Genomic DNA, 21,464 nt, shown 5'->3' with positions numbered 1-21,464 from the left:
GCGAATGACTTTGCCAAGGAAATCTATGACGTGGTGCTTCGTGCTCAAAAGGCGGGCGTGGCAGCGTCGGTGCCGGGCGCTAAGCTTGCCGACGTCGACGCCGCCTGCCGCGACGTCATCTCCGCCGCCGGCTACGGCGAGTACTTTGTGCACTCGACGGGCCACGGCGTGGGCCTTGACGTCCACGAGGCCCCGTTCGCGGCTCAGACCGGCAAGGGTGAACTCGCTGCCGGTATGACCTTGACCATTGAGCCCGGCATCTACGTGCCGGGCAAGGGAGGCGTGCGCATCGAAGATACCCTCATCATCACAGATGGTGCGCCGAAGATCATCACTGCCGCGACGAAGGAGTTCACCGAAGTGCCGGCCTAGTGGGCCAGCACCTTGGAATTGAGCAGCTGGGCGACATTCTGGTTGCCCAGGTGCGTGAGGTGGTTAAAGAGGTTGTGCGGTACGGAGTACTCCCACTTGCCGGAAATCCAGCGGGTGCTATCCGGCGCGCACATGCCGTGATCAATGGAATCGGCGCGTAGGTCGTAGTACTGCACGCCGTTTGCGCGTGCTGCCTTATACATGGCGCTATTGACCTGGTCCTCACCGGTGCGAACCAGGCCCGCGTAGTCCATGTTGAACCCGGCTTCAGAGGAACCCGGTGCGGAGGTGCGCAGCGGGCATACCGCGCCATTGCGGGCGGAGATAGCGGGATAGCCTACAACGGTGATGCGGGCATTCGGGGCGGCGTGGCGAATCCGCTGGATCGAATGCTTCATTCCGTCGTAGTAGGGGTTGGAAGAAGAAAGAGATGGGCGCACGATTTCCTGGAAATCATTGGCGCCGAACTGAATCAAAACGTTTTTCGTTTCGCCATTGAGATCATCATTGGCAATGGCTCCGTTGATCTGTTCCTGGAAGTCCTTGCGGTGTGAGCGGCCGGCGGCCTTCGCCGCAGAGCATGCGTAGTTGGCTACGTGCTGACCTGAAACGCGCCCTAATTCGCGGCCGACATTACTCTGACCCTGCGGGCAACCCTGTGGGGACGGCGCGCCAGGAGCGTCTTCGATGCCGTGGGTGGCAGAAGAGAGCGTAGTGCTTGCCGAAGGGGACAGGCTCGAGGTGGTGCCAATTTGGCCATAGGTTGGGTTGGCAAAGACAGAATCGCCGAACATCACAGTCTGCGCGTCTGCCGCCATGGCCTGCGGGGCGGAGAGTGCTGCTACGGCTGCGCCAGTAGCGGTAGCCGCGGCGTAAAGCTTCTTGAGAGGCATCGCAAAAATCCTTGGTAGATATGTGAAAAATCAATAAAGCAAAATCTTATCGTACAGCGAGTTATTGCTGGATAAAAACCTTTGATTGCCCGCGCGTCAATCCACCTTGGGCAGGCGAAAGGCCCCAAAAGCCACTCCGCAGAATACTGTGGGGCAGAAATGGGGGACCGGTAATACCCCATGGGGCAGTTGTCCGGTAGGCTTAAACATTGTTTTCAACCTTTAGTCCACAATTTTCGGGAGTTTAACCGCAATGGCTGATACTACTGATTTCAAGAACGGCCTCGTTCTGAAGATCGACAACAAATTGATGCAGATCGTTGAGTTCCAGCACGTGAAGCCGGGTAAGGGCCCAGCCTTCGTGCGTACCAAGCTCAAGGATGTTGTCTCCGGTAAGACCGTGGACAAGACTTGGAATTCTGGCGTGAAGGTAGAGACCGCTACCGTGGACCGCCGCGATATGACCTACCTGTACAACGATGGCAGCAGCTACGTTGTTATGGATGAAAAGACCTTCGAGCAGTTCGAGCTCCCGCCGGAGAAGTTCGGCGATGCCGCTCGCTTCCTGCTGGAGAACATGCGCGTTCAGGTTTCCTTCTACGAGGATGAGGCACTCTTTGCAGAACTGCCTATCTCCGTAGACCTCAAGGTAGAGCACACCGAACCTGGCCTGCAGGGTGACCGTTCTTCCGGCGGCACCAAGCCCGCCACCCTGGAAACCGGTGCTGAAATCCAGGTTCCGCTGTTCATCGAGATCGGCAACGTTCTCAAGATTGATACCCGTACCGGCGAGTACCTCTCCCGCGTTAACAACTAGGGCATCTGACTGTGTCTGATAACACCCCTAAGCGCGATATCAACTACAAGCGGCATACCGCGCGGTACCGTGCACGTCGTCGTGCTGCCGATATCCTCTACGAAGCAGAAAACAGGGACGTTGATCCCGTCGCCATCGTGGAGGATCGCATCGCCTTGGCACGTGAGGATCGCAATGCGGTAGCGCCCGTGGCCGAATACACGCAGGTGATTATCAAGGGCGTCGCTGAAGAGCTGGATGCCATCGATGACACCATCTCTCGCTTCCTTGCGGAGGACTGGGAACTGCACCGCATTCCGGCCGTTGACCGCGCGATCCTGCGCGTTTCGGTATGGGAGCTACTTTTCAATCCCGATATTCCTACCGCCACCGCTGTAGTAGAAGGCGTAGAAATCGCCTCTCAGTACTCCAATGAGCAGGCAGCACCGTATATCCACGCGGTATTGGACGATGTGGCGCAGTCCCGCTCCGCCGAAAGCCCGATGTCTGCAGAGCACCAGGGCCTGGAGGAAAAGGAACACGATGCTGCTGCGGCTAAGGACACGACGGATGCCGTTCCACCAGCCGAATCGGCAGAGACTGCGAGCAACGCAACCGCGACTGATGTGGATTCTGAATCTGCGGAAGACTCGGCCGAGTAGCACCGTCGAGTAGTACTCGCGCCCTTTTATCGTGAGCCAATTTTCCGCCTGCGGTCGGCTTGGTAGAAACACCAGGCTGGCGGCGGGCGGTATTTTTGTACCATGGCAGGCATGGGCAAATTCAAGATTCATGATGCGCTGGGCCTGAGAGCAGGGAAGAACTTCCGCCTCGCTGATGTAGACCATGCCGCTACGCCAGGTTTTAGTGGCTCTAAGGCCGATCTTGCTGCTCGCTTTGCACGATACGACGAAGAGCTTTATGAGCTCCAAGAGCGTCTTTTTGCTAATGGTCGCGCGCATGAAGATGGCGCGCCGTCTTTATTGGTGGTTTTGCAAGGGATGGATACCTCCGGCAAGGGCGGCGCCATCCGTAATGTCTTTTCGGTCTTTGACCCGCAAGGCACCAAAACTGTGGGCTTTGGCAAACCGACGGACGAGGAATTGGCGCACGACTTTTTGTGGCGCATTCGCAAACATGATCCCCTGCCGGGCCAGATTGTGGCGTTCGACCGCTCCCATTATGAAGATGTGCTCATCCAGCGGGTACATAAATGGGTAGACGAAGACGAAGTGGACCGCCGTATTGCAGCCATACGGGACTATGAGCAGGAACTTGCCGGCCGCAACGTTAAGATTTTAAAGATATTTCTGCATATCTCTCCGCAGTTCCAAAAAGAAAACCTCCTGGAGCGCACCGAACGCGAGGACAAATATTGGAAATACGATCCATCCGATATTGAGGAGCGCGGATATTGGGACGAGTACATGGCTGCTTATGAAGATGCCATTCGCCGAACAGATGAAATCTGGGCACCGTGGTATGTCCTCCCCACGGACAATAAGAAATACGCCCGCATGGCGTTGAAATTCCTCATCGTGGACGCGTTGCGCCACCTAGAGCTTTCTTGGCCTGCACCGGATTTTGATCCTGAGCAGGAACGCCAGCGCATTCTCGACGCCGAGTGAATGTCCACAAGAAAAGCTCCCTTTCTGCCGCCCAATCCCGCATGAGGAATGGAAGGCTAAGGGAGCTTGCTTCTTAGGCGGCGTTAGTTAACTCGTGACATCTCCAGCACCGGAGTTATTGCCTTCCGCGCCGGCCTTGCCAGCAGTTTCGGAGCCAAGCTTGGCCATTTCTTCCGCAGCAGAGACCATGGCGTCCTGTCCACGGATTACGCCGTCTACTGCAGATTTCAAGGCTGCCTGCAGCTGCTCATCGGTCATGCCGGCAGCGGCAGGGATATCGCGCTCGGTGCGCACCACGAGCATGTCATCGTGCTCCGAGATAACTGCGCGGGCGCCGAAGGCGACGGAGTTGATCTGGTTAGCCGCGAGAAAGAGGCCGGCGTCAGCCTTGGAATAGGCGGCGTCGGTAGGCACATCGCAACGGACGATAACTACGGAATCAAGGACCGCGAACATAGTGGGCAGGCCATTGAGGTTGGCGGTAGCTGCCTCAATATCGCTGTCCATCTTGGTCAATTCGATATCGAAGCTGCGCATGGCCTCGACAACGCGGTCAAGGGTGATCTCCGGCAGATTGTTTTCGGTAGAGGCGTTAGTCATGGTTGTGCTCCTCCCAAGTCACGAGCTGTGGGTAGTGTTCTTCCACGAAGGCGAAGGACTGCAGCATAGAATCCAGCGTGGACATCACGAAGGCGCCGATCTGGTTGCGGGACAAACCGTGGGCAATGTTGATCTCGCGCACGCCGGAGACGGCGAGGTTATTCTCGGCAGACTCAAAGAAGCGCAGGGTCGGCGCGAAGTGCTGCTGGTTCCACTGGTTGAGCACCATCAGCAGGCTTGGGCCCTCAGAAGAAGGCACGTTGCCGCGCCAGACAGAATCCGCCACGAGCACATCATCGCGCACCTGCATGGCGATGGCGACGTTGGAGAAACCAGTGCGCAGGATCTGCACGGTTTCTTCATCGCTCACTGCCTGCTCTTCGAGGCGATATTCCAGGTTCTCAGACGCAAAGATCTCGCCGATGCGCTCGAGAGTTACGGGCTCTACCGGCGTATCGGGATACAGGGTTGGTTCTTCAGACACTTAAGTAGTCTCAATCCATGTACTAATCGGGGATAAAGGTCAACCTTTGCTAGTTTACCTAACTGAACTGATGCTTTCCGCCCGTCCAGGAATGTCGCGGGTCTTGGCCATAACTCGGCTCACAGCTCGACGTGGCCACCGGCCGATTAGGACGGGTTGTAGTTTCCCATTCTGCAAGTCCAGTGGTGCACATGCGTGTTAGTAGACTGTCGAGCTAAGGACGGGCCTGACCCCTGTTTGGTGGACACCTGATATACAGCCCAGTCCGGCCGGGAAGAAAGGTAATCGATCATCATGTCAGGTACTCCGAACAGTTCAAACGCGATGCCGTGGCTCTCTATGAAAACAATGAGGACCTCTCGCTGAACTCAGCATCAGCAGAGCTCGGTATCAACCGTGCCTCGCTGCATTCTTGGGTCAAGAAGTACGGCACCGGAAAGCGTGCCCGCATTAAAACCGCGCAGGATAAAGTCTAAATGGCGAATGATTCCGAACGGATCCGCCAGTGAGACAAAAGAAAACGCAAAACTGCGCGAAGAACGCGACATCCTGCGCAAGGCCGCGAAATACTTCGGTTAAAGAGACTCACTGGTGGTCCGCTTCCAGTTTGTCTATGACCCAGAACCGAATACTCGGCTCACACGGATGTGCCACGCTTTAAAGCTGAATCGTTCCTCGTTTTATAAATAGGCCCAGACCCGTGAAAAGCTCAGCTTAAAAATGTATTCTGATTCCGTTATTGGTGCAAGGATTACAACCATCTTTGATGATGAGCATGGTCTTTACGGGGCTAAGCGCATCGCTGCAAGCCTTAAAGCCGATACGAGCTTTGGCCCGATCAATCACAAGAAGGTCGCACGCATCATGAAATCCAGAGGGCTTCAAAGGTTTTACGAAACGGCGTCGACGCATCGCCACCAAGCGTAAGCCTGGTCACCGAGTCATGCCAGATTTAGTAGGCCGCAAATTCACCGCTGACAGGCCGAACCACATCTATGTAGGCGACATCACCTACTTGCCCTGCAAGGGCGGCAAGAACATGTACCTTGCCACGGTCATCGACGCCTACTCGCGCAAACTTGTCGGTCATGCACTCGCGGATCACATGCGGGTATCGCTGGTTATCGGAGCTTTGTCTCATGCCAGAAAGGTCCGCGGAAGCCTTAAAAGGGCAATTTTCCATCCCGATCACGGCAGCGTGTACACCTCACAGGCATTTAGGGACCACTGAGCCCAGCTTGGTGTGCGCCAATCCATGGGAGCAGTGGGAACGAGTGCCGATAACGCCCTAGCAAAATCCTTTAACGCCACTCTCACGCGTGAAGTCCTGCGTGATCGGAAAGTCTTCGAAAGTCCAATCAGCTGCCGCCAGGAAATCTTCCGGTGGTGCATGCGCTACAACAAGCGCAGGCGGCACTCCTGGTGCAACCTTCTAGCCCCCGATGACTTCGAAGCACTCACATCAGCTACACTGACTCAAGCAGCATAGCTAACCCCCGACGTGGCTACTTTCCGGGGGCCAGGCCCTAATGATGGACTGTTGATTGATAACCGTTGGTAACACTTGCGCCAACTAGCAATTGCAGCAGTCTCTTTGCGAAACTTGGTCGTGCAATTGACATGCGGAGCGTGGCTCTCGAGCGCTTCTTCACAGTCCTCAATATTGCGCACGGGGGTGAAACAAAATGGTTTTGGTGTCTCCCGTCGATACCACACACTAACCCAGATCATTCTTGCCAAATTTTTTACCTCGCCTGTGCAAGTTCCGCGGTTTTCTTCCGTACTTTTTACGGCAAATTTCAGGGTGATACTCGTAGGTGCGGGCCTCCAGTTGGCTGGCGAAAATCGTGCCAACCTCGGCATTCATTGGTACTGAAACGTAAAGTTGGGGCCAGATCCCTGTGGTGAATCCTGGATTTCAATAAATGAACGAATTGCGCAAACGGTTGGCGAACACCGAAGTGTTGACCAACCGTTAGTTACTACGCCTTAGTCAAAGTAATGTTCGACATCGATGGAACCACCTTCGGCCTCGAATTCATCCTTTACTGCCTTTCGCAGCGCTTCGTCGGTTAGGAAGTCCAAAGCGACTTGGGCTAAACCGTATGCGCCATCTACAGCGCCTCGGTCGCCCTTCTTGGTTCCTGCCGATTCAGCAAATTCGCGTGTATGAAGGGCCTGATCTTCGTTGGCGACCTTGATGAGCGGGTGGATTCCAGGGACGCGGTACGATACATTTCCAAAGTCAGTCGATGCCGCAAGAATTTCGGAGACTACTCCGCGCGGTAGCGGTTCGCGTCCGCGGCGACGCTGAGCTTCTACCCACCGAGACGTTAGTTGATCATTGGTTCGAACTCCCAGTGTTGCAGGGCTATAGTCCCATTCTATTTCGACGCCGCAGTCGGTCATGGTAGCCGCACCCCGGACGACATTTTCGACCCTTCTAGACAAGTCCTTCAAAGTATCTGGATACTTTGAGCGGACATAAAATGTCATTTCGGCCTCTTCGGTGATAATGGACTGGCGAGTACCACCTTTAGTGATGATCGCGTGAATACGATCTGAAGGCGGGATCTGCTGTCGGAGCACGGCGAGCCCTTGATAAGTCAGGGCCGCTGCATCAAGAGCATTGCGCCCCATAAACGGCTGTGACGATGCATGCGCAGCAACTCCTTGGAATGTAACTCGAAGAACGCGCCTGCCTAGCCAAACTTGGTCGGCTAAATCGTAGCCGTAGGAATGGACCATAATGCATGCATCCATATCTTCCGGTTTGAAAGCTCCTCCCCGAGCCATAACTTCTTTACCAGATGAGCCTTCTTCTGCCGGTGTACCGATGTATTTCACAGTGCCTTCGAAAGCGGAGGGGTTTTCCCGGAGCAGATCGGCTAGGGCTAGATACGCTCCGAGCCCAGTAGCCGCCATTACATTGTGGCCACATGCATGACCAATTTCCGGTAGAGCGTCATACTCCGACAAAATAGCAATAGTCGGTCCCTCGCCATTGGTGAGGTGGGATTCAAACGCGGTATCTACTCCGTATACTCCAACTTTGGCGTCGAGGTCATGGTCCTTTAAAATTTCGGTAATTCGCTTTACCGAGCCGTGCTCTTCAAACGCTGTCTCTGGGTTTGCATGGAGGTACTGGGACAATCCTACGATTGTCTTAGAGTGGGCATCGACGAGTTCTTCCAATCGTTGGGAAAGATCGTCCGGAGCGCCTGTTGCTGTCGGGGCATGATAGCGCATGGTTTCTTTTGCTGTCTGCGTCTCGTTAGCTAGATGCTGAGTAAACGCAGGGTTTGGCGCCGTTGGTTCGTGTGTCTTACACATGATGAATTCCTTTCTATTAACCAATGATGGTGGCGAGAGTCATGCCCGTTGCCACAGCCGCGGCTATAGCCACAAGACCGGGGAGCATGAAAGAGTGGTTGAAGACAAATTTTCCGATGCGGGTGGTGCCAGTACGGTCGAAGTTCATCGCTGCAACAATGGTTCCGTACGTGGGGAGGAAGAAGGCGCCGTTCACAGCGGGCCACATTCCAGTTAGCATTGCAGGTCCCAAGCCAAGGGAAAGCCCCAGTGGCATCAGAGTTCGAGTGGTTGAAGCCTGAGAGAACAGGACGATTGAGCAAGCAAACAGGGCTACCGCAAACATCCACGGATATTTAGTTACCATTCCCTCAAGTCCGCCCACGATAAGTTCTTCGTTGGCTTGGATCACAGTTAGGCCCAGCCAGGCTAGACCGAAGATGCCCACGATGGCGATTAGCCCCGTTTTTGCTATCGACGACGTTGCGATCGCCCCGACCTTGACGTTCGTAACCGCCACCATTATTGCAGCGGCCGAAAGCATAAGAATCTGTAGAAGAATAGCGATGCTCAGGGGTTCGCCGTCCTCTCCGGGAGGACGTAAGCTTGGGACTGCTCCAAATATAACCACAAGTACGACTGTTGCTAAGAAAATCGCTGCCGTGATTCTTGGGGCACCTGGCTTTGCACCGTTGCTTTCCGCTGTAATGTCTTCTTCCAGTCGTCCATCGGCACCTACACTGGCCGACGCTCCCTCGCTGATGTCGGTTGCGCTCTCAGTTCTAGCTCCTGTTGGGGCGAGCCGATTCTTTGCGTCTTCGACTGAAATATTGTCCCGTTTTGCTTTCCGCTGGGCCTTAACTAAGAGGGGGATATCTTCGACTTCACCAGCGGCGACACGACGTTGAAACTCGGGATCGTCTTCGAGCTCTTTGCCGTAACGCAACATCACGAGCGAGGCGACCAAGACACCTACGAGAGTCGAGGGTACTGCGATAAGCATAATCTTGGGAAGGGAATACCCTGACGCTTCCACTACCACGATAAATGCGGCCATTGCTGCCGAGACGGGTGAAGCGGTTATGCCTTGCAAACTAGCCACAACGCTGACGGAAATCGGGCGTTCGGGTCGTATTCCATTGCGGAGAGCTGTGTCGTGGATTACCGGCAACAGGGGGTAAAGGATGTGACCTGTGCCTGCAGCGAATGTGAAAATATAAGCTACCAGAGGAGCGATGAATGTAATTCGCTCTGGGTAGCGTTTGATGATTTTTTCGGCCATTCGCACAAAAAAGGCGATTCCGCCAGCGGCCTGCATAGTTGCAGTTGCGCATGTGACGGCCAGAATGATTAGCATTACGTCGACAGGCGGTTTCGCGGGGGTTTCCCGAAATATGAATGAAAGAATAAGGAGCCCGATTCCTCCCCAAAAGCCTAGGGCAATGCCGCCGTGCCGCGAGCCTAGCCAAATGCACGCCAGCATTACCGCGAGCTCAGCAACTAGAATCCAAGCCATTAGATCCTCCTCTGCGGTAGTTATAGCTCGATCTTAGCGGCTTGATAATGGGTTGGAGGAGGTGATATGGAATAAAGCAGTATGATTTTGCGCACTCGTTGGAGGCAAACTATTCGTGGCTGCTCATTATTCGCCTCCGTTGCGAGCTTGGAGTCGGGGAGTGAGAGACTCGGCAACAGTTGCGTCTTGGAAATTTATAATGAGCTGAAATGCCTAGCTAGATTCTGACTTTTTTCGCCTTTTCGACATTCCTCGATTGATCAAAGCTAGCTGTATTTAATTCCCCAGCGATAACCAACCAGAATACGGAGGGGTCGAGTCCGTGGAACTAGCCAACATTTTCCTCAACGCGCATCTAACGAAGAGGTATAAAGCTTCTCCCGTGTGGAAAGTTCATTGTTTTAGCGCCCGCTCCTACCTAGGCGGTATCTCTCTTGGATCCAAAAATAACAGAGTCAGGGCTCTCGGTGCCGCTTTCTGACGTTGTGGCTGGAGGTCTGAGGCTAACTCTTGAATAAGCAGATAGTTCGTCCTGCCTCGTTCGAACTCCTGAGTCTCGCAAATCCCCGTTCACGTCCGACCCCGCTGCTACCTTAGAATTCATGAGTCCCTCCGATTTTTCTCAGCTCGCCCCCGGCGTGACCATCGAGTGCCGTGATGAGCACTGACTGGTCAGTAATGTCACCCGTACCACTGATGGTTTACGCATTCGTGCCCGTGGTGTGAGTGATTACGTGCGAGATACCACCGCTACCTTCTTCACGGCGCTCGATGACATTACGGTCTTCGACCCGGCCAATGTCACGGTGACCCTGGATGAGTCTTCGCACTTTCGGCATACTCGCTTGTGGTTGGAGTCGACGCTGCGCCGCACGCCGGTGCCGCTATACCAAAAGCAGCTGGAGGTGGCCACGCAGATGCTGGCGGACCCGCTGGATTATCAGCTGTCTGCGGTGAAGTTGGCGCTTTCAGATGAGCGCCTGTAGAGGCAGGGACAGGATGCCGGCACCCATGGCTGTCGCAAACAGCGCGAGGACCTAACTCTAGGCGGTGCCGTCGGACTTGGTGGCTGCACTGCTTATCCGCGCCGACCCTGCCCACTATCGCCGGTGCCATTTGCGTGGTGCTTGGAAGTAGTCATCAACTCTACTTTCTAACACTCCACCCCGTTGTGGAAATCGAGGAGGTCATTTAGCTGCCGTCGACCATGATCCCCAGTGTCTGTGAATCGCATGTTAGGCCGTGAAAGGAAGAAGACGAACGGCGTTGGCCCTGGTCTGACTACCGTTCGTCCTCTCTTAATCCCGTCGAGTCAGCAGATGGACTCTGGTGTTAGCAGCCTTAATCTCTTTCGGGCGTGAGCGCCGCGATATGGACCGTGACATCTGCGGGACCGTTAACCGTTTCGACGCTAAGTGTTCGGTTTCCTTCGCCTTCAAAGTCGAGAGAGGACAGGGTTTCTCTTCCCTCCCCAATGAAGGCCTCAATTGACCCCTTATCGAGGTAAATGGTGAGGTCTTCACCGGGCGTCCACGGAGCGGAGCGGTAACCGCGCCCGGCGTCGTTGTGGTCGCCGTGGACAAGATGAACGCGTCGCGCCAAGGTGTCGAACATAAGCTTCGTCGCCGATGAAGAACCGCGTGTAAAGCTTAAGACCACCTGTTCGCATGTCGGCACCTGCAGCGGCACGTCTTTATCCAGGTCAACCTTCACAGATAGCTTGGCAGCAGGAATGTCAGAAACCTCGAATCCCTTGTTCGCGCCGAGCGAGCGATTGTGAGTAGTTGGAGATGCGAAGAGAGCCGAGAGTTCTCTTGCCGGCGTACTTACCAGGGTGAGATCATCATCAAGAGTGAGTTCACGGGGAATCGCCAGTTGTCCCGACCAGCCGTCGGCCTGACTGCCAAGGGGATTGGCGAATTCTCCCATCCAGCCGAAGGCAATGCGCCGGCCGTCGGGTGCCTCCATGGATTGGGTGGCGTAGAAGTGGTGTCCCCAATCGAGCGGGCGGTAGGAGGTTTCCGGTACGAACTTCTCGCCAGGGGTCCAGGAGCCCACAACGTAGCCGGCGTTGTGTCCATTGCGAAGCGCGTAGCCGGATCGGACCGGTTTATTCACCATCGGCCCGTAGAGCAGAACCCATTTATCGCCGAGAGGGAAGAAATCAGGGCACTCAATCATGAAGACCGTGGAATCTGGATCCTCAAAGAGAGAGCCTTCCTCGGTCCAATTAAGGAGATCTGGAGAGGAATAGAAGCGTACGTGTCCGCGGTCATCGATGCTTGCGCCGATAGTCATGTACCAGCGGTCTTTAACCCAAAAGACCTTAGGATCACGCGCGTCGGCAGCAACCGGTGGAACAACGGCACCATGTTTGGTGAAGTGGATGCCATCTGTCGAGGTAGCCAGCATCTGGGTTTGGTACTTGCCTTCAGAGTCGTCAACACTGTTGACCCAGCGATTGCCGGTGTAAAACGCATACAGGGTGTCATCGTGGACCACGGCTGACCCGGACCAGACACCGTCGGTGTCATCCTCGCCTGGTTCGCCGGGTGCTAGTGCGATGGGCTCATGTTGCCAAGAAATCAGATCAGTGGAGGAGACATGACCCCAGTGCATCGGGCCCCACGTGGCGGAGTAGGGATGATGCTGGAAGAACGCATGGTATCGGCCTTTAAAGAAGCTCAGGCCGTTCGGATCGTTGATCCAACCGCTTGGTGCTGTGATGTGGAACTGTGGGTACCACCGGTCATTGCTGAGCTGGATAGGTTCTGACATGAGATTTTCCTTCTCTGTGTAGTAGATAGGGCGGGTAGAGCAATAGCTGTGGAAATGCTATTGGCGTGCGGGTTCTAGTTCTTCAGGGTTAATGACTTCCTCGGTGTCCTTCTTGAGGAGGAAGAATGCGAGGGTACCGGCCACGAGGACCAAGCCGGCAATGACCAGGAAGGTCGGCCGGTAACCAATGTTGTCGCGGAGGGAACCCAGCGGGTTGGACATGATGACGTTGCCGAGCTGCGAGGAGAGCTGGAAGGCAACCAGGTACAACGTGGCGGACAGTGCCTTGTTGAAGTGGATGGCGAAGTACTTGAAGATAGCCAGAATGCACAGCGGAACTTCCAGTGCATGCAGCATTTTGGCCGCGGAAATCAGGACCGGACCGGTGAAGACCGCGCACAGGAGGATACGGATGAACATCACGCCGATACCGAGCAGCAGGGTGTTTCGGGCACCCAGCTTGCGTAGCAGGATAGGGATGAGGCCCATCATTGCGGCCTCAACAAACACCTGAATGGAGTTGAGGGTGCCGTAAGCGCGCTGGCCTACTTCGGGGCTGCTGAAGAGCGAAGTGTAGAAGTCCGGGAACATCTGCTGGTCGAAGATGGTGTAGAAAGTCCACGACATGAAGACAACGACGATGACTTTCCATACGTGCGAATTCTTCAGCAAGCCGACCATTTCGGCGACAGGAGGTGTGGTTGCAGCGACTTCTTCGATGGAACGTTCCTGGGTGGCTTCCTCTGGGCGCCAGAACAGCTGCGTTAGAAGGAAGAGCAAACCGAATGCGGAGCCGACCCAGAAGTTGAGCATCGGGTTGATGGGGAACAAGAGCCCAGCGACGAGGGCGACGATGGCGTATGCAAAGGACCCCCACATGCGGGACTGGCCGTACTCAAAGTTTGTACGGTTGGCTAAGCGCTCAACATAGGCTTCGAGGAGACCGGCGGCCGCTACGAAGCCAGCGGCGATGATGAGTGAGCCGACGATTGCGCCAAGGAGGAAGCTGCTCTGGAGCAGCGGCTTGTAGATGAACTCAACGAATGGGCCGACGAGTGTGGCCGCGATACCGATGAAGATGGTGATAGGGCGCTTCAAGTCGAGCTTGTCCTGAAGCATGCCGTAGACCACCATCAAAACCATGGTGATAGCGCCTTGGATGGCGTAGACGGTTCCTACTTGGGAACCATTGAGTCCAATCCCGGCAGATTCTGAGGTGAGCCAGATTTGGTAGAAGGACCACCAAATTCCCCACGCAGCGAAAAATAGAAAGATTGATGCCGACCCGAATCGGTAGGACGGGTTGGCAAATTGTTGCCCGAACCTGTTCATGGTTCGCTCCCTTCAAGCGGTGCTTAATCCTTTAAGCATGAGCATAAGCGTCACAAGGAGGGGAGGGAAGTGATTTAGATTAAACGTTTTAGCGACCTGTGGTTACGCTCTCTCGTTCAACCACTTTCAGGGGGAGGCGAAGGGGTGAAACGTGCTCTAGATCGCTCTGGGAAGTGGTATTGGAAATGAGCTCCGCAGCCTTTCTACCCATGTGCCAATAGGGGAGTCGCAGTGTAGTGAGACCCGGTCGCACCAGGCTGGCAAGGTCCTCATCATCGAATGAGAGGACGGAGACATCCTGGGGAATTGAGATCTGTTGTTCCTGAAATGCTTGATACGTGCCGAAAGCAATACGGTCGTTAGCCGTCAGAATGGCCGTGGGGGAATAGTGCTCCATAATGTCGAGTGCACCTTGGTAACCAAGCTCGGGTTCCCATTCGGTGCCGGGGAACTCGGCGACGACATCGAGCCCGAATTCAGCACACGCATCGTCGATGCCTCGGAAACGGTCCTGAACACTGCACGACGGCTGCACTTCACTATCTGAAGGGTATCGGCCAATGATCCCGATTCGATGATGACCCTTCGCCGCTAGAAAAGAGATCGCATCATAACCAGCGGTGTAGTCATCCGGAAGAACGGACGGGTACCTGGTGGAGAGACCATTACACACAACGAGCGGCTTATCGACGTCTGGAAGGCGGATTTCGCGTGAGGCCATCAACCCGACGATGATTCCATCAACGTTTCTGTTTACTAAGCTCTCAATCGCGCTATCAAGCTGGACATCTTTGTGCGCGGTTTCTGCCATCATCACTGACAAGCCCGCCTGTTCGGCGAACTCCAGCATCCCGGAAATCATAGGCGACGCAAAGCGTGTAATAGTGACTTCGTCCGAGACGAACCCAAGCATTCCAGTCTTACCCGTCTTCAGCGCACGCGCCGCAGCATTAGGGCGGTAGCCCAACTCGCGGGCAGCTCTCCTCACCTTCTCAACTGTCGCCGCAGGAATGCGCGAGCCGGGTTTGCCGTTCAGTGCCATGCTGACCGTAGCTGTCGAGACACCGGCTGCCCGTGCGACGTCACCCAAAGTTATGCGTTTAACCACGCTAGATATTATAAGTGCGGGCAGTGAGATTCGGATTAAAACTCATTCACCGGCATCGTGCAATAACAGGTGAACCTGTTCGAAGCGACAGTCCGGCTTCAGATGTGAGACTTATCGTTCGCGCGGTATAGTTTCCGCGAAAGCGAACGAGCTTGCACCAGAGAACCGCTGTCCGGAAGGGGTGCGCTTCAGGGCAGCGGCAACGGGTGGGCCAAAGAGGTTGTGCTTTAGCTAGGAAATTTTGAAAGCGGTACCGGTAATCAACTCGACGAATTTCGGAATGGCTTGAGGGATCATATATTCGTATCGGGCGTGAGCGCCGGCGCCTTCAGCTCCGATTCCGCACAAAACGGGGACTCCGAGTGCGGAGATGAAGTTCGCATCGCTAGCTCCGCCAACCGAAGTGGACTTGAGCTCGAAGCCGATCTCTTTTGCTGTTGCTTGCGCCTTTTCGTAGAGTGACCTGTTGGCGTCAGTGAACTCCATTGGTGGACGATTCCAATCCTTTTTAACGCTCACCGTGACTTTTGAGTCTGACCAGGAAATTTTATCGAGTTCGTTGTCGAGTCGTTCGAGTTCGGCTTGAGTGCTGATACGAATGTCGATTTCAGCGCTTGCTTTTCCGGCAACGACGTTAGAACCAGAGCCACCTTTAAAGAGACCTACGTTTACCGTGGTTCCTTTTTCTGGTCGTGCAAGCTGGGTAGCTGCTAGGCAGTATTCCATCAAGGCCGTTATGGCACTTGCACCGTCCTCTGGGTTTAGTCCTGCGTGTGACTCAATTCCCTCAGCCTCGAGACTAATTAGGCCGACACCTTTACGCTGAGTTTTGATGAGTCCCTCGTGAGAGGCTTCAAACACAAAGGCTGCGTCTACTTCTTGGGCTGTTTTTTCGATATATGGCCGGGAGAACGGGGACCCCAGTTCTTCGTCGCCATTGAAAAATAGGTGGATCGTGGGGAAAGGCCTTCCGGACTCTTTGAGGTACTTAGTAATCCAAATGGCCTGGACGAGACCAGTTTTCATGTCAAAGATGCCCGGGCCGGACAAAAATTCGCGGCCATCTTGAGCAGTACCTGTGGCTTTGTCCCATTTCGCGAGGGTTCCCTGTGGCCAGACGGTGTCGTAGTGCCCTACGAAAAGGATGGATTGCTCAGAGGTGCCCTCAAAGCGAAGGTGCAGGCAATCGCCATACTGGCCGCCATCGAAACTTTCCTCAAAGTCGGGTGTACCTACACGTTCGGTAACGGTTGACCGGAGGAGAGCCAGCCCCTCAGCTAATGAAGCCTTCTCGTAGCTATAAGTTTCAAGACCAACAAGGGCCTGGATATCGGAGACAATTTGATTGAGGTCCTTGGAGGCTGTGGTGAATTTGGATGGGTTAGAGGTTTCCATGGAGTGTGTTTATCCTTTCGATGGTCTGCGATAAGTAGAAATAGCTTAGAAGCCAAACGGTAGGCCGAGCAGATACCAGAGCAAGAAGAACGAGATCCATACGATCCACACGATGCCGGCGAGGGGAAGAGTGAACGATGCTAGCGTGCCGATCCCGGCGCTCTTGCGGTACTGCTGAATGAAACCGAGTGCCATCACGAAGTAAGGGCTCATAGGAGTGACACAGTTCGTCACGGAGTCGGCGACTCGGTACATTGCCTGGGTTGTTTCCGGTTCAATGCCGAGCAGCATCAGCATCGGAATGAATACCGGTGCCGCCAAGGCCCACATGGCAGATCCACTGGTGAGAACCAAATTCATGACAGAAATCAGAATGGCGATACCTAGGAGAATTGCCCAGCCCGGAGCATTGATTTCCTTGAACCACGTCGCGCCGGAAATCGCCATCACTTGGCCGATACCAGTCCACTTGAAGTATGCAAGGAACTGCGAAATAGCAAAGAAAAGTACCAAGATCGGTGCCATTGACCGGAACCCTTCGACCATTGCGGGGAGTACGTCGCCTACTTTCTTATAGCTTCCGGAGACAAGACCATAGGTTACACCGACAAGTGAGAAGAACAGTCCGATGATTCCGGCCATACCTGTCATCACAGGCGAATTGAGGATGCCGTTGCCTTCACCTCTTAGTGGGGAGGATTCGAAGGAAAGTGCCGCGATCAAAGCAATTGTGAAAAGCAGCGCTACAAGTCCGGCTGCCTTCAGAGCACGTACATCTTTAGCAGAAGCGTCTGTGACAGCGAGTGTTTTACTGTCCTCTTCGTAGTCTTCGTCTACTTGCAGGTCAGGGCGCTTGGATAAGAATAGCTCCACCACAAGAGTGATAACTAGAGAGATGAGGACGGAGGAAGCAAGACCGAAAAAGTAGTTCGAGGTCGGCGTTACGAATGCATCGGGATCGATTGTGTGGGCAGCTGCGGTCGAAATAGTAGACAGCAAGATGTCCGTAGTTGTTAGCGATGGAGAAGCGTCGTATCCTGCAGAAATAGAGACGAACGCGATAATCGCGCCAAGGATAGGGCTGCGACCAATTGCACGAAAGACGATAGCGCCTAGGGGGATCAAGGTTACATAAGCTGCGTCGCCCGCTACGTGGCCGATCATTCCTGCATAGCAGAGCGCAAAGGTGGTAAAGCGAGCCGGAACTTTCGTAACAGTGATCTTAAGAAGAGTGTCAAACAACCCGCTCTTTTCAGCGATGACGATGCCCAGCATTGTTGTCAGAATTGTCGCGAGAGGTGGAAAGGATGCAAAGTTCTCAACGACATCACCGACGATTACTGTCATGCCTTCACGGGAAATCAAACTTTTAACAGCGACAACTGAGCCGTCGTCTGGCTTTGTCGCTGCCACCCCTATTGCGTCAAGTATTGCGCTTAGTCCGACTAGCACTCCTGAAAGCACAACGAATAGCCAGAAAGGGTGCGGGAGTTTGTTGCCCCAGACCTCAATCTTATTAATGCACCTGAAAGCAAAGTTGATGGCTCTGCTGCCTTGAATTGTGTCGCCGCCTGATGGGGCGGGGGCTTGCGTAGTCACGTCGACCTCCTCATCTCGAGAGCTAAGTTTCGACTAAAGCTATATGAGGCCTAAGTCACGGTCAAGCAGTTATGCACGACAATTCACCTAAACAGTGCAATAATGCACGAAATTAAAGTCAGTTTTCCAGGGGAGGAGTTTACATTGTCGGAAATGCTGTCTGAACTGGATAAAGAATTTCTAAAAATTCTGTTCCAGAGTCCGCGAGCATCCTGGGAGGAGGTTGCATCTCAAACTGATGTTTCTGCGAGTACTGTCTCTCGCAAGATTAGAAAACTTGTGGACAGCAATGTTGTGCGCTTTGTCGGTGAGATTCCTTGGCGATTGTTTTCATCCACTTACCCAGTGCATGCTTGGATACGTGTACGAGGGCAGAGTCCGAACGCCGTCATTAGCAAACTCGTCGACCTGCCAGAAACTCAGCACGTAGCATCCACTTTTGGCAGCGCGCCAATCTTTACCACCCTGCATAGCCCGAATGAAGGAGCGCTCTATGACGCTGTCAACGCAATACAGGATTGGCCCGGGGTCGACAGTATGCAGGTAGCGCCTGTCTTACAGTGCGCGACTAAAGCATCGGCTTGGCGTCCAGTTATCGGATTGAACGATGGAGTTGACATTCAGGAACTTGTTGGGGAAGAGGTAGTTGAGCGACCGGCTCGAGAGGTAAGGCAATTTGAGTACGACGGTTTCGACGTTTCCAATGAGACACCGCCAACCCCGCGGGAAGTGGTAGCCCTTAAAATTCTGCAAAAGAATGGCCGAGCGACAGCTAGTGCTGTCGCTAAACAGACTTCTTTGTCTGTTCCTGCTGCTCAGGCGACAATAGAGCGTTTGACTGCGCGTGGTTGGTTCCGCCCCCGAATTGAGGTGTCGTTGAGGGCGCTAGGTTTCGAGACATCTTATGTAATGCGACTTACCGCCCGTCCCTCAAAAATCGAGCACCTGATGTACCAGTTAGCGAAAAATCAATCGTGCCGATTTGTCACGCAGAATGCTGGAGAGGGCGACATCGTGGCGACGGGGGTAGCTAAGTCTCGCAGGCACCTATCCAATATTGTGAATAAAGAGATCGCGGTGTTGGATGGGGTGCTGTCGACGAATACTGACATCATCGCCCGAGATTGGAAACGGTACTGGTCGCTAAGAGATGCAGTCGGACGGATGTCGAACTTTAATCCTTTGCCACCGCTTTAGATGGCGGAGCCAGTGAGTCGCCAGGCTAACGGTTCATTCAGAGTTTCTCTTAATGTCGCCGTCTTTTCAACTCAGTTCGATAAACATTTTCATATGCGACACTATCAGATAGTTATAGCTCTGCTGAAGCAGACTGAAGTGTGAGCTTCTCATTGTTTTCGTAGAGGGCTCCAGCAGTTCGGGGTACCTAAGCATGGTGGGAGATTAGTTTCCTTCCCAATCCAACCGGACTGGATATAAGGCGTCTACCAAACAGAAGTCAGGTCCCCGCTGGGTTACGAGTCCGTTTGAAATTTTAGCCATGTTGACACTACGTCTAAGCATGATGATGTCGGAGTGGACGGGCGTCACACTGAAGCTTGGCCTTCAAAATTGACGAGTCCTAGGGTGCCCGTGTTGTTGGTTTACTTATACTGACTGGTTTATCGGAAACAATGTCCAACCGCTCACCCTCCATTTCAATGATGTTCTTCGCTACCTTAATCTCGGTGACGTCCTTGGCATCGTAAACCTTATTCTGGAGGGCACCGAATGGGTGGACTCCGAAGAAGACGTAGATGAACTCACCGGGTATCACTCGGTACGCTAGGGGCCGGCACCCATTGTGCTGCATTCGACCTCCAAGGAGGAGGCTGCAGTGCTTGCCGCGCATATCAAGGAGTGGACCCAAGGCGAGGAGGACGTCTCAATTGGTGTGCTCACCCGCACCAATCAGCGTGGTGAAGAAATTGCCCGCCAGTTGGGCGAGCACGATGTCGCTGTCAGCGCTGGCCGCCGTACCTCCACGGAGCGCCCGGTGGCGGTCATGACCATGCACAACGCCGAGGGCTCGGAGTTTACCCACGTTATCCTCCTCGATGTTAATGCCGAGGCCTTTCCACAGCGCTACCTGTTTAAAGGGCTGGCCCCCGCCGAGGCTGATGAGGCGCTCCAGCGCGAGCGCGCGCTGCTCTACGTTGCGGCTTCACGTGCCCGCGATATGCTGCTGGTCAGCGTGGTGGGGGAGGCGTCGGAATTGTTGCCTGTGTAGCGCATCTCCTCTGTCCCCCCCTTGGGCTGTGGGCTGCGCGGCGGGTCAGCTGGAGTACTCGAATGGCCCGTACCTACAGCAAGCTTTCACCACCCAATTCATGCGCCAAGGCGGCGTCGATCGTGGGGTAGCGGAACGCATGCCCGATGTTTTGTAGAACCATAGGGCTTACGCGTTGTTGGGCCAAGGCCAACTCTTGAGCACCCTCCTTGCCCAGCAAGATTGCGGGACCGAAGGGGGGAACGGGGAGCAGGGCAGGGCGGTGTAGCTCTGCGCCAAGGGCTTTGACGAAGTCCTTGTTGAGCACTGGGTTGGGAGAGGCCGCATTGACCGGGCCTTCCAGCGAATCGTCCACGATGGCGCGGAAGTAGGCATCCGTCAGGTCATCGAGGGCAACCCAGCTGAACCAGAACTCACCGTCGCTGAAGGGACCGCCCAGGCCGGTAGAGAAGAGGGCGCGTAGCAGTGGCAAGAGGCCGGAACCGCCCGACATGGCGATGCCGGTACGAATATTGACCACGCGGGTGCCCGCGGCGCGGGCGGGCTCGCAGGCGCGCTCCCAGTCGACTACCACGTCTGCCAGGAAGCCCTCGCCCGGTGCGGAGTCTTCGGTGAGAACCTCATCGCCGCGGTCGGATCCGTAGTACCCCACGGCAGAGGCGCAGACCATGGTGTGGACGGAATCCGTAGTGCCCGCTAGTCGCGCTAGGCGCTCGGTGGGGCCGACGCGGGAATCGCGGATCGCGGCTTTGTGGGCGTCGTTGAATCGGCCGAAGATGGGCTCGCCCGCCAGGTGGACGAGGACGTCGACCCCACGCAGGAGGTTGGGATCGGGGTGCTCCGGTCGCCAGGTACGCTGCCCCTTGGTCGCTTTGCCGCGAACGAGCTGGATTACCGTGTGCCCGGCCGTGCGCAGTTGTGCGGTGAGCGCTGTGCCTACGCTGCCCCGCGAGCCGGTCATGGCGATGGTGAGTGGTTGGGTGTTTAAGGAGGCGTCGGCAAGCCGCCGGAGAAAGGAAAAATCCTCAATAAGCTGGTGTTGCCGATAAGCAAAGACCGATTCCAGCGCCGCCGAAGGGATGTGGGTAGAGACTTCATCGCGAATGAGAGTGCCGTCCGGGTGATCCGCAAAGGTGTGATGGTGCTGCCATTTAGCGAATCTGCGAATGGGGGAGTTTACGCAGACATCGGTGAACTCATAGCCCTCGCGGTACTGGGAAAGTTTATGCTGAGCGGTCCAGCGCAGGCCGCCCGGAAGGCCGAGGATGGAGGTGCCATCGCCGAGGCTCTGGGCCTGCTGGATGGGTTTCATGAAGGCAAAGGGCGCGTTCAGACGAGTTAAAGCGCCTTGGCAGGTATGCCACTGCCAGACCTGCTCGCGCGGGGCGGGCACTAGGTGTTCGGCGGAAAAGCTCACTGCTTGA

Annotated in this window: 18 protein-coding genes and 1 pseudogene; 8 read left to right on the top strand and 11 right to left on the bottom strand. The window is 55.0% G+C overall.

The genetic code is table 11. The features are described from left to right. Positions 1-372: M24 family metallopeptidase (locus tag RAE04_RS08010; RefSeq protein WP_317027000.1), on the top strand; the 372-nt coding region annotated here is incomplete at its 5' end. Here the strand turns inward: RAE04_RS08010 and RAE04_RS08005 are convergent. Then, a complete protein-coding gene (locus tag RAE04_RS08005; RefSeq protein WP_317026999.1) occupies positions 369-1,265 on the bottom strand; it encodes a GDSL-type esterase/lipase family protein in 897 nt (298 codons plus the stop codon). The genes RAE04_RS08010 and RAE04_RS08005 overlap by 4 nt on opposite strands. A gap of 253 nt (positions 1,266-1,518) precedes the next feature. On the opposite strand from RAE04_RS08005, the gene efp reads away from it, so the two are divergent. The 3 genes from efp (at position 1,519) to RAE04_RS07990 (ending at position 3,689) form a co-directional block, all read left to right on the top strand. Further along, positions 1,519-2,082 (top strand): elongation factor P, encoded by a 564-nt coding sequence (efp, locus tag RAE04_RS08000; protein ID WP_284836199.1) that lies wholly within the window; start codon positions 1,519-1,521, stop codon positions 2,080-2,082. Positions 2,083-2,093: 11 nt separating this feature from the next. Then, positions 2,094-2,723 (top strand): transcription antitermination factor NusB, encoded by a 630-nt coding sequence (nusB, locus tag RAE04_RS07995; protein ID WP_317026998.1) that lies wholly within the window; start codon positions 2,094-2,096, stop codon positions 2,721-2,723. Positions 2,724-2,834: 111 nt separating this feature from the next. After that, positions 2,835-3,689, top strand: coding sequence for a PPK2 family polyphosphate kinase (locus tag RAE04_RS07990; RefSeq protein WP_317026997.1), 855 nt, complete (start codon positions 2,835-2,837; stop codon positions 3,687-3,689). An 87-nt stretch (positions 3,690-3,776) separates the two neighbouring features. Here RAE04_RS07990 and RAE04_RS07985 read toward each other — a convergent pair whose 3' ends face one another. Both RAE04_RS07985 and RAE04_RS07980 read right to left on the bottom strand, forming a co-directional pair. Further along, the gene (locus tag RAE04_RS07985) at positions 3,777-4,289 is read right to left on the bottom strand and encodes a YbjN domain-containing protein (protein ID WP_317026996.1); all 513 of its coding nucleotides are present in this window, start codon (positions 4,287-4,289) and stop codon (positions 3,777-3,779) included. Further along, positions 4,282-4,773, bottom strand: coding sequence for a YbjN domain-containing protein (locus tag RAE04_RS07980; RefSeq protein WP_317026995.1), 492 nt, complete (start codon positions 4,771-4,773; stop codon positions 4,282-4,284). Before RAE04_RS07980 ends, RAE04_RS07985 begins: the two co-directional genes overlap by 8 nt. A 284-nt stretch (positions 4,774-5,057) precedes the next feature. Here RAE04_RS07980 and RAE04_RS07975 point away from each other — a divergent pair. Further along, positions 5,058-6,262: pseudogene (locus RAE04_RS07975) on the top strand (IS3 family transposase). A gap of 500 nt (positions 6,263-6,762) precedes the next feature. On the opposite strand, the gene RAE04_RS07970 reads toward RAE04_RS07975, so the two are convergent. Beyond that, entirely contained in the window at positions 6,763-8,106 is a 1,344-nt protein-coding gene (locus RAE04_RS07970; protein ID WP_317026994.1) for a M20 family metallopeptidase, read from the bottom strand. A gap of 16 nt (positions 8,107-8,122) precedes the next feature. Continuing rightward, positions 8,123-9,601: an anaerobic C4-dicarboxylate transporter gene (locus RAE04_RS07965; RefSeq protein WP_317026993.1), complete on the bottom strand. Its 1,479-nt coding sequence runs from the start codon at positions 9,599-9,601 to the stop codon at positions 8,123-8,125. 734 nt (positions 9,602-10,335) lie between these two features. Between RAE04_RS07965 and RAE04_RS11735 the strand changes: the two genes are divergently transcribed. Further along, positions 10,336-10,587 (top strand): hypothetical protein, encoded by a 252-nt coding sequence (locus RAE04_RS11735; protein WP_410493258.1) that lies wholly within the window; start codon positions 10,336-10,338, stop codon positions 10,585-10,587. Between the two features lie 355 nt (positions 10,588-10,942). Here the strand turns inward: RAE04_RS11735 and RAE04_RS07955 are convergent, their stop codons facing one another. The 5 genes from RAE04_RS07955 to RAE04_RS07935 form a co-directional block, all read right to left on the bottom strand. Beyond that, a complete protein-coding gene (locus tag RAE04_RS07955; RefSeq protein ID WP_317026992.1) occupies positions 10,943-12,379 on the bottom strand; it encodes a glycoside hydrolase family 32 protein in 1,437 nt (478 codons plus the stop codon). Positions 12,380-12,436: 57 nt separating this feature from the next. Then, positions 12,437-13,711, bottom strand: a complete 1,275-nt coding sequence (locus tag RAE04_RS07950; protein WP_317026991.1) for an oligosaccharide MFS transporter — start codon at positions 13,709-13,711, stop codon at positions 12,437-12,439. An 88-nt stretch (positions 13,712-13,799) separates the two neighbouring features. After that, positions 13,800-14,819 (bottom strand): LacI family DNA-binding transcriptional regulator, encoded by a 1,020-nt coding sequence (locus tag RAE04_RS07945; RefSeq protein WP_317026990.1) that lies wholly within the window; start codon positions 14,817-14,819, stop codon positions 13,800-13,802. Between the two features lie 231 nt (positions 14,820-15,050). Continuing rightward, positions 15,051-16,214 (bottom strand): M20 family metallopeptidase, encoded by a 1,164-nt coding sequence (locus RAE04_RS07940; RefSeq protein WP_317026989.1) that lies wholly within the window; start codon positions 16,212-16,214, stop codon positions 15,051-15,053. 45 nt (positions 16,215-16,259) lie between these two features. Continuing rightward, complete coding sequence (locus RAE04_RS07935) at positions 16,260-17,813, bottom strand: AbgT family transporter (protein ID WP_317026988.1); 1,554 nt, start codon at positions 17,811-17,813, stop codon at positions 16,260-16,262. Between the two features lie 102 nt (positions 17,814-17,915). Here RAE04_RS07935 and RAE04_RS07930 point away from each other — a divergent pair, with 102 nt between their 5' ends. Both RAE04_RS07930 and RAE04_RS07925 read left to right on the top strand, forming a co-directional pair. Continuing rightward, positions 17,916-19,010, top strand: a complete 1,095-nt coding sequence (locus tag RAE04_RS07930; RefSeq protein ID WP_317026987.1) for an Lrp/AsnC family transcriptional regulator — start codon at positions 17,916-17,918, stop codon at positions 19,008-19,010. 604 nt (positions 19,011-19,614) lie between these two features. After that, positions 19,615-20,040, top strand: a complete 426-nt coding sequence (locus RAE04_RS07925) for a 3'-5' exonuclease (protein WP_317026986.1) — start codon at positions 19,615-19,617, stop codon at positions 20,038-20,040. Between the two features lie 73 nt (positions 20,041-20,113). Here the strand turns inward: RAE04_RS07925 and RAE04_RS07920 are convergent, their stop codons facing one another. Next, positions 20,114-21,457: a TIGR01777 family oxidoreductase gene (locus tag RAE04_RS07920; RefSeq protein WP_317026985.1), complete on the bottom strand. Its 1,344-nt coding sequence runs from the start codon at positions 21,455-21,457 to the stop codon at positions 20,114-20,116. Between the last annotated feature and the right edge of the window lie 7 nt (positions 21,458-21,464).

The sequence above is a fragment of the Corynebacterium sp. CTNIH16 genome (genome assembly GCF_032821655.1).
In the GTDB taxonomy this organism is placed as follows: Bacteria; Actinomycetota; Actinomycetes; order Mycobacteriales; family Mycobacteriaceae; genus Corynebacterium; species Corynebacterium marquesiae.
The sequence above is the reverse complement of the archived record's forward strand: the minus strand, read 5'-3'. Positions and strand labels throughout refer to the sequence as shown.